Below are 13,327 nucleotides of genomic sequence, written 5' to 3' on the forward strand. Positions count from 1 at the left end.
GGGCACGCGGGGGCGCGGGCTTCGGGGGTTAGTCGGTCAACGGGAGGTCGGCGGAGTGGTACTGGCGGGCGTTGTCGGTGATCGCCGCGTGGGTGTGGTCGTCCAGGCGGGCCAGCCAGTTGAGGCCGGGGGTGCCCATGGCGAGGGCGGCGGTGGCGTACGCGTCGGCCACCCCCAGGTTGGTGCCGACCACTGTCACCGAGCGCAGCCCACTGGCCGGCGCGCCCCGGCGCGGGTCCAGCACGTGCCGACCCCGCTCGTACACGCCGGACGTGGCCACGGCCAGGTCGGTCCCGCTGAGCACCAGGCACGCCGCCATCGCGTCCCACGGGTGCCGGATACCGATGCGCCACGGCTCCCCGGACGGCGACAGGCCCCGCACCCGTACGTCACCGCCGGCGTTCACGCAGTGGTTGACGGCACCGGCGGCGACGAGGCGGTCCGAGGCGACCTGGGCCGCCCAGCCCTTGACGTAGCCGGACGGGTCGAGCCGACCGGTGGCGTACGCGTCGAAGAACCCGTCGGTGGCGCCCCACAGGTCGGCGCAGGTCTCCAGCACGTACCGCAGGTCCGCGGACGACTCGGACAGCAGCACCTCACCCCTGTCGAAGCGGCACACCTCGCTGTCCGGCTGGTAGGTGCTGAACCGCGCGTCCACCTCGCGCATCCAGGTGAAGACCTCATCCGCCAGCTCGCGCACTGTCGACTGTGGCAGATCGTCGGCGAGGTCCAGGGTGATGGCCGTACCCATGATCTGTTCGACCCGGCACAGCCCGGGTCGGGTCAGCGTGGCCCGCACGTCAGAAAGCCTGCTCGATGGCGGACCGCAACGACTGCTTGTAGGAGTTACTGGTCTCGGTGGCCCCGGAGACGGTGTTGAGGTTCGCGTTCTGCTTCTGCACCACCTCGCCGCCGCGGCCGTCGTAGCGGTTGCGGACGTCGCCGCTGTGGATGTCGGATTCACCCCCGCTGGGCAGCGACAACGCGACGGCCTCGACGATCCGGTTACCCGAGACGACGATCTGCACCTGCACGTACCCGTACTCGTTCTCGAAGCCGTTGCCGGTGACCCGGCGGGTGGTCGACTGGGGCGCCTTGGTGGTGGTTCGGGGTGCGGCCTTCGTGGTGGTGCGGGTGCCGGACGGGCGGGCGGTGCTCTTCGTCGGTTTGGGCGACGTGGGCGCCTTGGGCGCGACGGACGGCGTCGACGCGACGCCCGCCGGGTCGGTGCTCGGCTCGACCTCCTGCGGGGTGGGGTTGACCGGCTGGGCGCTCGGCAGGTTCTGGGCGACCTGGTTGGTGGCCGGGGAGCCCTTGAACACCACGAGCGCGGTGGTGCTGGCCGCCAGGCCGGTGATCGCGAGGAACGCGCGACGCATGGGGATGCCCTTCCTACAGCTCGAACGTGGCCAGGTGGATCTGCCGTGGGGGCACGCCGGCCCGCCGCAGCGCACGCACCGACTGTTCCACCAAACCGGGCGGCCCGCACAGGTAGACGTCGCGTCGGGCCACGTCGGGCACCAGTTGACGCAGCCCGTCCGGGCTCATCAGTTGGCGGGGGCCGGGGTCGTCGCGGGAGCCGATGACGTACCAGACGGAGGTGTGGCGTTCCTGGGCCAGCCAGTCCAACTCGCGGCTGAGCAGCACGTCGGCAGGCGTGCGGGCCCGGTAGATCAGCGCGGCGCCCGGAGGCAGTTCCTCCAGCATCGCCCGGATCGGCGTGATGCCGCTGCCGCCGGCGATCAGCAGCGCCCGCTCGCGGAGCCGGTGCGCGGCGGTGAAGGTGCCCGACGGGCCTTCGGCCCAGACCCGGGTGCCCGGCTCCAGGTCGCGCAGGTCGGCCGTGTGGGTGCCGACCACCTTGACGGTGACCCGCAGCCAGCGGCCGTTGGCGGCGGCGGAGACGGAGAACGGGTGCGACTGCCACCAGCAGCCCCGGGTGAGGAACCGCCAGCGGAAGTGTTGGCCGCCGAGCATCGCCAGCCGGCCGAGCCGCTCCCCGGTGAGGTAGATGGAGATGGTGTCGGTGCTCTCGGCGACCACGTCGGCGACCCGCAGCTTGTAGCGCAGGTTGAACGCCAGCGGCGCGATCACACGGCCCCAGAGCAGGGCGGCGACCACCAGCAGGTAGAGCGCGATCCAGCCGGTGCGCACCGGGCCGGGCTTGTACAGCTGCGCGCCGTGGGTGAACTGGTGGCCGAAGCCGAGCAGCAGGATCAGGTAGCTGGACAGGTGCAGCAGGTGCCACAGCTCGTAGGGCAACGCCCGCCGGATCGCCCGGACGCTGCTGAACCCGACGAGCATCATGATGCCGGTGGCGACGAACGCCGAGACCATGTCCTCGTAGTCGCCGAGCAACGTGCCGACCTCGGCGAGGATCGACTGGTTCCGCAGGTCGGCGTAGCCGACGAGGATCAGCGACATGTGCGCCAGCACGGTGACCAGCAGGGTGGCCCCGACGTCCCGGTGCCAGCGGGCCATGTGTTCGCCGCCGATCCACCGTTCCAGCACCGGCAGGCGGCTCATCATCAGCACCTGCACCAGCAGCAGGTAGCCGGCGACCAGGCCGGCGATCCGGCCGGCCGCGGTGACTGTCGTCGCGGTGGTCCGCAGCGATCCGGCGGGGGTGCCCAACCACCACGGCAGCACGCTGGCGAGCAGGCCGACCAGGAGCAGCACGCCCAACAGCCGTCGGCCGCCGGGTCCGCGCCGCTCCGGGATCTGCGGGGGTACGGGCGCAGCCGACCGGCCGCCGTGCCGGGACGAGGTCCCGGTACGACGGCCGGCGGCGTGGGTGTGCGAGTACGTCACGCGTACAGCTTCATCGGGGCGTACTTCTGGCGGGGGAAGACCTTGTCGACCTCCGCGTTGGTGAGCCCGAACCGCCCCTGCGCCACAGCGCCGTAGACGTTGAACATGTTGTTGTACTCCGGCACGTCACCGGAGTCCAGCTTGTCCAGGCCGTTCCAGGTGCCCAGCAGCGAACCGGCCAGCTTCTTGCCGGACAGCACTGTGACCACGCCGCCGTGCCCGTGGTCGGTGCCGTTGTTGTTGGAGCCGACCCGACGGCCGAACTCGCTGGACACCATGATCGTCACGTCGGCGGCCTTCGGGCCGAGGTCGGTGAAGAACGCGGCCATCGCGCTGGCCAGCTCGTTGAGCCGGCGGTGCAACTGGCCACCCTCGCGGGTGCCCTGGTTCTCGTGGGTGTCGTAACCACCCATGCCGACGGTGGCGACCCGCACGTTGGCGCCGCCCTTGATCAGCTGGGCGAGTTGCTGGAACGCGTTGCCGACGCCCTCGTACTTGACGCCCTCGGCGGGCTGGTACGGCTTGGCGGCGAGCTTCTGGGCGGTGGCCAGCGCGCCCATGCCCTCCTGCACGGCCTCCTCGACCGGGTGGTTGATCCCGGTGAAGAGCCCCTTGATGGCCTTCTCGGTGGCGGCCCGGAACCGCTCGTCACCGTTGAGCCGCAGCGACCCGACGTTGTTCAGCGACAACGCGCCGTTGTTGCCGACAAGCGAGCGGGGCAGCGTGCTGCCGATGCCGACGCTGCGGAACGCGGTGCCCTTGCCCAGGTTGTCGACGAGCCCGTCCAGCCAGCCCCGGCCGCCGGTCTCGTTGGGCAGCCCGCCCAGGTTGCAGGCGTCGGCGGCCTGGAAGTGGCTGCGGGACAGCCGCTCGTCGGAGACCGCCGGAATGAAGCCCAGCTGACCGGCGCTGAGCCACTTCTCCAGCGGCTTGAACGCGCTGGTCAGCTTGAAGCCGCGGCCCAGGGACAGCGAGTCGTTGCCGAGCAGCAGGTCGGGCCGGGCCTTGTTGAGCACCGCGTCGTTGTCCGGCGCGATCAGGCTCAGCCCGTCCAGCCCGCCGTAGAGGAAGACGTGGATCAGGGTGCCGGTCTTGGTCGCCGCGAACGACGCCGAGGTGGTGACGAACTGGGCGGTGGCCAGCGCGGTGGCGGTGGCCGCGGCACCCGCGACGAAGGTCCGTCGGGTCACGCCACGGCCGTCCTGCTGGGCCTCCTCCAGGTCCTCCAGGGTGCGGTACCTGTCGAACTCGGCGGCGTTCTCGGCGGCGACGATGTCCGCCTCGGCCCGCAGCAACGCCTCGGCCGGGTTGTCGGCCAGCCGGCGCACGTCGGGGCATTCGGGGTGCAGGGGGAAAGAGTTGTACACAGTCTTCTCCATCGGGTGCCTCACCGGAGGTGGTGCTGGGGGGAAGCGAGGATCGCCCGCGCGACGGCGGTGATGGCCCCGTTGAACGTGGCGTCGACCTTGGCGGTCGCCGCCACACCGGCCACGCCGAGGATGAGGTTCTTCTCCCGCGTGCTCAACTTCTGGCCCACCAGGCGCAGGGAGAGAGCGTCCACGTACGCCCCGGCGGTCGCCGGCGGCTTGGCGACCAGCTTCTCCGGCGCCGTGTACGTGAATGTGGTGCGGTAGCCGGCGAGGATCTCGCCCGCCTCGTTCCAGCCGTTGACCATCGTGCCGGCCGAGGTCCAGGCGACGTAGACGTCCGGGTAGCCGTCCGGGGTCGGATGACCCATCGGGGACTGGCCCAGCTCGCGCATCTTGTCGTGGATCTGCCGCAGCCCCCGCGCGTACGCGGTGCGCTTGCTGTCGCCGTTGTTGTGCTTCGGCGACGCCTCCGGGGAGACGCCCAGGGTGCGGTACGTGGCGACCAGGTACTCCATCGGCCGACGCACCTTCTGGCCCACACCGGCCCAGAACTCCGAGGAGCAGAACAGCGTCATCAGGACCGGCTTGATCATGCCCTTGTTTGTGGTGTACGTCTTGGCCAGCCGGTCCACCAGGGACTTCGGCGGGGTGTCCGAGACGAACCGGGTGGCCAGGCTCTGCGCCACGTACCTCGCGGTCGACGGGTGCGTCGCGATGTAGGTGATGTACGCGTCGATCGCCGCTTCGGCCTTCTTCGGGTCGGCCGAGTTGTTCGCGTGGCTGAAGCCGAGGATCTTCACCTTGCCGACGTAGTGCTGCTCGGGGCGGAAGACGTACTTGCCCTTGTCGTCGACGCCACGGCCGGTCTGCAGCATGGCGGCCTGCCGCACGTCCGGCTCCTTGTAGCCGCCGTCGACGCCGACCGAGTAGAGCTCCAGGTTCTCCCGGGCGAGGTTCTCGTTGATCGCGTCCTTGCGGGAGTCCTTCTGGTTCAGGTAGATCAGCAGCGCCGGGTGCTTGTTCGCGGCGACCAGCATCTCCGGGTAGCTGCCCAGCGCGTGCTTGCGCACGACGTCCTGGTCGAACGAGCTGCGGTACACCTCGCCGCCGTCGAAGTCCGCGGCGACGTGCAGGAAGTCGTTCCAGAAGTCGACCATCACCTCGAACAGCTGGCGCTTGGACCAGATCTGCCGGGCGATGGTGGCGTCGACCATCTCCCGCTCCGGCTGGGCGTCCTGCTCGTTGAGCTTGTCCCGCTGGTCGCGCAGCTGCTGCACGGAGAGCTTCTGGGTCGGCAGCTCGGCGAGCTTCAGCTCGCCCTTGCTCGGCTCCAACTTCTCCGGGTCCAGCTGGGCGCGGATCCAGGCGTCCATGCCCTCGCGCTTGATGTCGGCGACCACAGCGGGCGTCACGCCGAAGGTGGTGCGCCGGGCCAGGTGCAGGATCGGGTCCTTGGCCAGCACCGTCTTCACTGTCACCTTGGTCGCCGCCGCGGCCGCGGCCGGGCCGGAGAAGGTCCGCCCACCGGCCGGCGCGTTCTTCTTCAGCGCCTCACCGGCCCGGGAGCCCATGTAGCTCTCGTTCTGCTCGGTGTAGGTACGCACCGTGCTGGGCTGCTGGCCGCTGGGCCGCGCCGCGGTGCCGTCGGTCACCGTGCTGCCGGTCGCGTCGCCGGCCGCCGCCTCGTCGCCGAAGAGGCCACGGAACTGCGGGGTCATGGCGAGCGCCGCGCCACCGGCGACGACGGCGGCGCCACCGAGGGCCACCATCGCCTTACGTCGACCGACCTTGCGACCCGGCTCGTCGTCATCGTCGATGGTGGGCAGTCCAGTGCCGGCCGGGCGCGCCGGGGCCGGACGGCCAAGGCCCTCCGGGCCGACCCACTGCGGGCCGCGCGGCGCGGGTGCGGGCTGCCCGGCGTGCGCGTACCCGTCGGCGTACTGCTCACGCGGGTCGGCCTGCGCGGCGTAGCCGCCCTGGTGGGGGTGGGGCGAGTCGTAGCCGTAGGGCGCGGGCGTGTGGGGGTCGCCGTAGCCGTCAGCGGTGGGGTGCTGATGTCCGTCCCAACCGCGGTCGTCCCGCGGTCGACGTGGTGGCACATTCTGGTCGGCCATGTACCAATCCCGATTTCTGAGAAGCGCCGGAAGCTGCTACCGGGCAGGTGCGGCAGGTGCGGCGACTGTTGCCTGAGGGGGTTGCTACGGCAAGGTAACCAAGGCCCCAGGGCCCTTCAAGGTGGCCGGAACACACTCGTCAGGGCACTTAAGACAGCGTTCAGTGCGACAGCGGCCGGGGGCGGTGGGATGGACGTGCCGGCAGACCTTCCCAGCAGGGCGTACGCGCGGCAGCCGAGCACGGATCGGACCAACGCCGCCGTACGCGACACTTTCGGCGCCGTTCACCACCAAAGGCAAACTTAAGGTTCAGGTAAGCCGGACATGAAGCGCGCTCACGTGGAGGAAAAGTAGCAGCAACGGGTGAGCGTGAGCCGCCACCGCAGCGGGTATGCCGCCGAACCGCTGAACGCGTGAGGGGAAGGCAGCGCCATGCTCAGCAAAGAGGATCAGCGCAGATTCGACCAGATCACCCGTCAGCTCCGAGAGAGTGACCCGGCCTTCTTCAAGCGGCTGGACCACAGGGTTCGGGCCCGCAGGGGCCGCTACCTGATGTTGTTGACCATCGTGCTGTGGGCGTCGCTGCCGGCGATAGCCGTGTTCGCCGGTCGACTGACCGGTGCGATCTGCGCGGTGGTGCTGGTGGCCAATGCCGCGATCATGTGGCGGTTCCGCCGCCGGTGGACGTGACGGCTCACCGGTCGGCCGGGCCGAACGCCCGGTACGCGCGGCGCAACCGTTCGAGTAGTCCCGGCCCACCGATGGCCGGGGCCGGTGCTCCGAGCTGGCGCAGCAGCAGGTCGGTGCCGGTCACCAGTCGGGGCGGCCGATCCGGCAGCGGCACCGGCGCCGACCAGAACCGGTCCGCCGCCTCCGCCAGGGGCGTCGCCGACAGCCCGGCGAGCGCGCGGGCGGCACCGACCGGCGCCACGACGTCCACTGTCGACACGACACCGTCCGGTTCGGACGGTTGGTCGACCGGCGTGGGCGGCGGGGTGGCACCGGTGGCCGCGGCGCGCCGGGCGCGGAGTTCGTCGAGCAACTCCGCGCGGGACCGACCACGCCAGTGCAGCAGCTCGAACGGGTCCGCGTCGAACGCCTCAGCCAGCAGGTAGAACGTCGCCGCGAGGTGCTTGCACGGCACCGCGAAGTCGGGGCAGTTGCAACGCTGGGTCAGCTCGTCCACACCGGCCGGGAAGAGCGGCGCGCCGGCGGCGGCGAACAGCTCCTCCAACTCGTCGGGCAGGTCCCCGGCGAGCAGCCGGGCGCTGAAGAACGCCTGCCCGGCCAGCTCGTTCTCGACTCGGGACCAGAGCGCGGCCGGAAACGGCTTCAGGGCGATCGACACCTGGTACGGCTTCGGCCGGGAGCCCTGCACCACCGCACTGACCCGCCCGGGTGTGATGTCGAGCGTGAGCACCTGACCGGCCCGCGCGTACGACCGGCCCCGGGTCAACCGGGTGCCGAGCGCGAACGACTCCAGCACCTCCAGGAAACGCCGCGACCACCAGGACCTGCCGATCGCGCCCCGGGCGCTACGCGCCCGCAGACCCCCGTCGACCTTGCGGGGGCGCCCATAGTCGGCGAAGTCGGTCACTCCACCACCGCCCCGGCCTCCAGGGCGAACAGGTCCCGCAACTGGCCGGTCGACAACTCGGTGATCCACTGCTCACCGGTGCCGACCACCCGCTCGGCGAGGCGGCGCTTTTCGGCGATCATCGCGGCCACCTTCTCCTCGACAGTGCCGGCGCAGACGAACTTGCGTACCTGCACACGTCGGCGCTGCCCGATCCGGAACGCCCGGTCGGTGGCCTGGTCCTCGACCGCCGGGTTCCACCACCGGTCCACATGCACCACGTGGTTCGCGGCGGTCAGGGTCAGGCCGGTGCCGCCGGCCTTGAGCGACAGGACGAACAGCGGCGGACCCTCCGCCGACTGGAAGCGCTGCACCAGGGCGTCCCGCTCGGCCTTGCCGAGGCCACCGTGCAGGAACAGCACCTCCCGGCCGAACCGCGCCGACAGGTGACCGCGCAACATCGCACCGAACTCGGCGTACTGGGTGAAGAGCAACGCGCGCTCCCCCGCCGCCAGCACCTCCTCCAGGATCTCGGTGAGCCGGGCCAGCTTGCCGGAGCGGCCCTCCAACGGTGAGCCGTCGCGCAGCAGTTGGGCGGGGTGGTTGCAGACCTGCTTGAGTCGGGTCATGGTGGCCAGCACCAGGCCACGTCGCTCGATGCCGTCGCTGGTCTCGATCCGGGCGAGCATGTCGTCGACCACCACCCGGTACAGCGCGGCCTGCTCGGAGGTGAGGTTGCAGAGCACCTCCATCTCCAACTTCTCCGGCAGATCCGAGATGATCGACGAGTCGGTCTTGAGTCGGCGCAACACGAACGGGCCGGTGATCCGCCGTAACCGCTCGGCGGCCTCGGCGTCGCCATGCCGCTCGATCGGCTCGGCGAACCGCTTGCGGAACGTCGCGGCAGGCCCGAGCAGACCCGGGTTGGCGAACTGCATGATCGACCAGAGGTCGGCGAGGCGGTTCTCCACAGGCGTACCGGTCACCGCCACCCGCTGCCGGGCGGGCAGCGCGCGAACCGCCTCGGCCTGTCGGGTCGACGCGTTCTTGATCGCCTGGGCCTCGTCCACCACCACCCGGTGCCAGTCGATGCCGGCCAGGTCGGCGGCGTCGCGGGCGGCCACCGAGTAGGTGGTCAGGACCAGGTCCGCGCCGTGCGCGGCCGCCGTGAACTCCGCCCCCCGCGCCCGCTCGGCACCATGGTGTACGTGCACCCGCAGCTCCGGAGTGAACCGCGCCGCCTCCCGCTGCCAGTTGCCGACCAGTGACATCGGACAGACCAGCAGGGTCGGCCCGGCCTCCGGCGGGTCCCCGGCGAGCAGCGCGAGCAGTTGCACGGTCTTGCCCAGCCCCATGTCGTCGGCGAGCACACCGCCCAGGCCGAGTGAGCGCAGAAAGGCCAGCCAGGCCAGTCCCCGCTGCTGGTACGGCCGCAGCGTCCCCTGAAAACTCGGCGGCGGGTCCAGCGGGGTGAGCCGCCGCTCGACCGCACCGGCGAGCAGGTCACCCAGCGCCCCGTCGGCGGTCACCTCCAACACCGGCAGCTCACCGGTGGCCTCGCCGTCGGCCAGCCCGAGGCGAAGCAGGTCGGCAACTGTCAACTCGCCCGCGGAGCGGAGCAGGCGCAGACCGGCTGCGAGCCGCCCCGGGTCCAACTCCACCCACCGGCCGCGGAGCCGTACCAACGGGGTCTTCGTCTCGGCCAGCGCCGCCAACTCCTCGGCGGACAGCGGCTGGTCACCGAGCGCGATCTCCCAGCGGTAGTCGACCAGGGCGTCCAGACCGACGCCGGCTTCGGTGCCACCCACAGTGCCCGGCGCGGTGCGGCTGCGCGCCCGCAACCGGGCGCCCAGGCGCGCCGACGGACGCTGCCACCAGGACGGCAGCAGCACCCCGAAACCGGCCGCGTGCAGCACCGGGGCGCCCGCACTGAGGAACCGGTGAGCCCCCTCGACGTCGAGTTCCATCGCCTCCGGGGCGGCGGTCCGCAGCGCGGCGTCCAGGTCCGGCCAGAGCCGGCTGGCCCGCCCCAGCTCGGCGAGCAGCGTCTCCTGCGGGCTGGTGGTCCGGCCCGCCAGGCCGCCGAGCGTCTGCGGCGCCCGCCAGATGTCCCCGGCGTCGACGTGCAGGCCGGGCTCGTCCGCAGCCTGCAACCCGAACTCCAGCCGCCAACGCCCGCCCCCGATCGACTCGACCGGCACCGGCGCACTGTCCGCGGGCACCGACACCGACGCGCTGTCGGCGGGGACCGGCCGGGTGGCCAGGATCGGTTCGGTGACCTCGTCGGGGGCCGGTTCCACCAGGCGGAAACTGGCCCGCACCGGGCCACCGGCGGCGTCACGCTGCCACGCCTCCAGTTCGGAGGAGAGGGTCGCCAACCCGGCCGGGTCGATGGTGAAGTCCCGCTGCGGGCCGGCGAGCGCGGCCAACCAGGCCGGTGCCGGACCACCCGGGCGCAGCCCCCGGGCCAGCGTGGTGGTCGCCAGAGCGGCCCGCGCGGCGGCGTCGGTCAACGCGTCGAGCGCATCCGCGACCAGCGCGCCGGCGGTCAGCTCGGTGGCGGTCAGCTCGGTGGCGGTCAGCTCGGTGGCGGGCGGCTCGACGGCTGCTCGGGCGGCGGGTGGCAGGGCGGCCTCTCGGACGGCTGGTGGCACCACGGCCGCTCGGGCGGCCGGTGGCAGGGCGAGCGCCAGCGATCGCGCCCAGGCGGCGTCGGTGCCGGTCAACAGTGGACGCCAGACCGCCTGCGCGGCAGCGCCGGACGGCCCCGTCACACCAGCGCCTGACCTCTGGTCGCCTGTCGTCACACCAGCGCCGAGCGGCTGGTCGCCCGTCGTCGTGCGTACGCCGGGGAGGACCCGGCCACGGGTCACCAGGTCGGCGGCGAAGTCGGCCAGCTCGGCGAGGTGCCGCAGGGTGGCCCCGGGTACCGCCGGGATGTCGTCCAGGGCGTGCAGCAGCGACAGGGCGTCGTCCGGGGCGTACACCAGGATGGGGACCCGCCACCGGGCCAGGGTGAGCCGGCCGCGGGCCGCGGGTGCGACGGTGGTCCGGATCAGCTCGGGTGAGTCGGTCGGCGCGCCCGCCAGGGTGGGTAGGGTGAGCAGCGCGGTGTCCGGCCGGGTCGGCTCGGCGGCTTCGGCGAGGACGGCGGCCAGGTCGGTGTGCCCGGCGGCGAAGGGGTGCGGGCGTTCCCGGGCCGGTCGGCCCGAGCGCGGCGCGGGAATCGGTGCGGCGCTGTCCTCGGCCCAGACGGCGAGGCCGCCGGTCGAGTTGTCGCCGGGCAACCACAGCCCGTGGATGACCAGCACCTGTTCCCCCTAGTCGCCGCCCGCCCCACAGAATAGGCGGCCCCCCAGGGCGACCCACCGCCGCCACCTGCGCGATCTTGCAGTTTGTGTTGGCGTTCTGCGGAGAGTGCGCCTTTTGTCACCGCAGAAAGTGCAAGATCGCGGGGCTCGGGGGGTCAGAACGCGCCGGAGTCGCCGTCGGTCAGTTCGCGCAGGATGTCGGCGTGGCCCGCGTGACGGGCCGTCTCCTCGATCATGTGCACCAGGATCCAGCGCACCGACACCTCGCCGAGCTGCGGGTGCGGCACCACGTGGTCGAGGTCGACGCTCGCGGCGACGGCCCGGGAACGGGCGCAGGCCCGCTCGTACGCCTCAACGAGCCCTGCGACGGTCTCCTGCTCGCCGAGAGTGAAGCTGGCGACGGCATCCTCCTCGGAGGTCAGGTAGACGTCGCCGGGCTCGGGGGCCAGCAGGGTCGGGAACCAGTTCCGCTCGACCAGGGTCAGGTGCTTGACCAGCCCCACCAGCGTGGTCGCCGAGGGCACCAGCCGGCGGCGGGCGTCGGCGTCGGAGAGACCGCGCAGTTTGCGCAGCACGACGGCCCGGTGGAAGTCGAGGAACGAGGTCAGGACGGCGCGCTCGTCGCCGGTGCGGGCGAGCACCGGACCGAGTGTGGGATCGATCGTCTGCTCCATCCGCCGACCCTAGCCACGGGCCGGGTCCCCCGCTGCCCCGCTATCCGCTGCGGGCGGGCGCTACGACGGGCAGGATGGGCGCATGGCTTCATCCGTGCAGATCCTTCTCGTCGGCGGCACGGCGGACGGGCAGACCATCACCGTCGAACTGGACACCAACGGCCGCCCGCCGCTGACCCACCATCACATCGGCTCCGGTGGGCTGGTTGACGCGCAGATCTACGAGTTGGAGACCGCCCGCGAGGAGGCCCGCGAGTGGCGCTACCGGTGGACCGGCCCGGCGGTGTGACCGCCCGCTCAGACCCGGGTGAGGGTCTGACTGCGCAGGCTCTCCAACACGCCGCGGGTGACCTCCGAGGTGCCCCGCGCCTGATCGCACACCTCCGCCACCCGTCGGGCGGTGGCCTCGGCGCGCTGCTCCCGCTCGTCCCAGAGTCGGTCGACCTCGGCCAGCAGCGGCCCCTCGACCTCCCGCTCCACGCCGCGTAGCGCCGGCACACCAAGCCGTTGGGCCAGGTCGAAGACCTTGCCGGCGTACGGCAGGGGCAGGAACGGCGTACCGACCATCGCCGCGAAGATCAGGAAGTGCAGGCGCATGCCGACGGCCAGGTCGAAGTGGCGCATCAACCCCAGCACCTGCTGTGGAGAGTAGGTGCCGTGCAGGATCCGACCCCGCTCGGCGGCGACCATGTGGGACAGCACCCCGTGGGCGTGCCGGATGTCGTCGCGTTCCATCGGCACGAACAGCACGTACGCGTCGATCCGGTGCACCAGGAAGTCACCGATCTGGGCCAACAGCCGGTGGTAACCGTCCACGTCGAGGCGTTCGGCGGCCCGGCCCGGCTCCCGCACGCTTATCCCGACCAACCTCTTGCCGACCGGCACACCCTCCTCGGCCAGCAGGTGGGCAGGGAACTCCTCCGGTTGCAGCAGGAACGCCGGGTCCGCGGTGACCGTGATCGGGTTCAGCAGGCCGGCCTCCTCCAGCACCATCCGGGACTCCTGGTCCCGGACGGTCACCTGGGTCGCGCTGGACAGCGTTTCCCGGACCATGCCGGTGTCCACCCCGTCGCTGAGCGGCCCGACCCCCACCGCGTACGTGATCAGCGGCAGGCCCCGCTCCTGGGCGACCCGGACCACCCGCAGGTAACGGCGGGCCTCCCGGTCGTAGAGGATGCCGCCGCCGCCCAGGATGAGCAGGTCCAGCTGGGCCAGGACGAGGGCCGAATCGGTACGGCTCACGCCCTCCCACGGCACCGCTTCGACGTCCGGGTGTGCGGCCCGGGTGTGCTCCGGGTTCCGCGAGAAGACGATGATCCGGGCGTTCGGTTCCTGCGTACGCAGATCGGTGAGCAGGCCGGTGAGGATCGCCTCGTCACCGAGGTTTCGCCCACCGTACGAGCCCAGCACACCGATGGTCAGTCCGGCGCCATGCGTCATCCGTCGCTCCTCCCCAGGTGCGGTCCGCGCC

At 71.8% G+C, this 13,327-nt stretch carries 11 protein-coding genes; 2 read left to right on the plus strand and 9 right to left on the minus strand.

Features of this window, described 5'->3' with window-relative positions; all coding sequences use genetic code 11:
• Nucleotides 1-28: 28 nt before the first annotated feature.
• Genes KBX71_RS29485 through KBX71_RS29505 form a run of 5 tightly spaced genes read right to left on the minus strand, consistent with a single transcriptional unit; the run spans nt 29 to nt 6,295 of the window.
• Nucleotides 29-751, minus strand: a complete 723-nt coding sequence (locus KBX71_RS29485) for an FAD:protein FMN transferase (RefSeq protein ID WP_210821091.1) — start codon at nt 749-751, stop codon at nt 29-31.
• 49 nt (nt 752-800) lie between these two features.
• A complete protein-coding gene (locus KBX71_RS29490) occupies nt 801-1,379 on the minus strand; it encodes an FMN-binding protein (protein ID WP_210821047.1) in 579 nt (192 codons plus the stop codon).
• Between the two features lie 13 nt (nt 1,380-1,392).
• The gene (locus KBX71_RS29495; protein WP_210821048.1) at nt 1,393-2,811 is read right to left on the minus strand and encodes a ferric reductase-like transmembrane domain-containing protein; all 1,419 of its coding nucleotides are present in this window, start codon (nt 2,809-2,811) and stop codon (nt 1,393-1,395) included.
• Nucleotides 2,808-4,190, minus strand: coding sequence for a DUF1501 domain-containing protein (locus KBX71_RS29500; RefSeq protein WP_210821049.1), 1,383 nt, complete (start codon nt 4,188-4,190; stop codon nt 2,808-2,810). Before KBX71_RS29500 ends, KBX71_RS29495 begins: the two co-directional genes overlap by 4 nt.
• An 8-nt stretch (nt 4,191-4,198) precedes the next feature.
• Complete coding sequence (locus KBX71_RS29505; RefSeq protein WP_210821050.1) at nt 4,199-6,295, minus strand: DUF1800 family protein; 2,097 nt, start codon at nt 6,293-6,295, stop codon at nt 4,199-4,201.
• A gap of 432 nt (nt 6,296-6,727) precedes the next feature.
• On the opposite strand from KBX71_RS29505, the gene KBX71_RS29510 reads away from it, so the two are divergent.
• Nucleotides 6,728-6,985 carry a DUF3040 domain-containing protein gene (locus KBX71_RS29510; protein ID WP_088988248.1) on the plus strand — a complete coding sequence of 86 codons (258 nt, stop codon included), beginning with the start codon at nt 6,728-6,730 and terminating at the stop codon, nt 6,983-6,985.
• 4 nt (nt 6,986-6,989) lie between these two features.
• Here KBX71_RS29510 and KBX71_RS29515 read toward each other — a convergent pair whose 3' ends face one another.
• The 3 genes from KBX71_RS29515 to KBX71_RS29525 all read right to left on the minus strand — a co-directional run bounded on the left by KBX71_RS29515 (nt 6,990) and on the right by KBX71_RS29525 (nt 11,856).
• Complete coding sequence (locus tag KBX71_RS29515; RefSeq protein ID WP_210821051.1) at nt 6,990-7,892, minus strand: SWIM zinc finger family protein; 903 nt, start codon at nt 7,890-7,892, stop codon at nt 6,990-6,992.
• A complete protein-coding gene (locus KBX71_RS29520; protein ID WP_210821052.1) occupies nt 7,889-11,182 on the minus strand; it encodes a DEAD/DEAH box helicase in 3,294 nt (1,097 codons plus the stop codon). Before KBX71_RS29520 ends, KBX71_RS29515 begins: the two co-directional genes overlap by 4 nt.
• A 155-nt stretch (nt 11,183-11,337) precedes the next feature.
• On the minus strand, nt 11,338-11,856 hold the full coding sequence (locus KBX71_RS29525) for a DinB family protein (protein ID WP_210821053.1): 519 nt from the start codon (nt 11,854-11,856) through the stop codon (nt 11,338-11,340).
• 82 nt (nt 11,857-11,938) lie between these two features.
• Between KBX71_RS29525 and KBX71_RS29530 the strand changes: the two genes are divergently transcribed.
• Nucleotides 11,939-12,145, plus strand: a complete 207-nt coding sequence (locus KBX71_RS29530; RefSeq protein WP_124822874.1) for a hypothetical protein — start codon at nt 11,939-11,941, stop codon at nt 12,143-12,145.
• Between the two features lie 8 nt (nt 12,146-12,153).
• Here the strand turns inward: KBX71_RS29530 and KBX71_RS29535 are convergent, their stop codons facing one another.
• Nucleotides 12,154-13,296: a polysaccharide pyruvyl transferase family protein gene (locus KBX71_RS29535; protein ID WP_196925240.1), complete on the minus strand. Its 1,143-nt coding sequence runs from the start codon at nt 13,294-13,296 to the stop codon at nt 12,154-12,156.
• Nucleotides 13,297-13,327: the final 31 nt, after the last annotated feature.

It is taken from the genome of Micromonospora sp. D93 (assembly GCF_018070365.1).
GTDB lineage: Bacteria > Actinomycetota > Actinomycetes > Mycobacteriales > Micromonosporaceae > Micromonospora > Micromonospora ureilytica.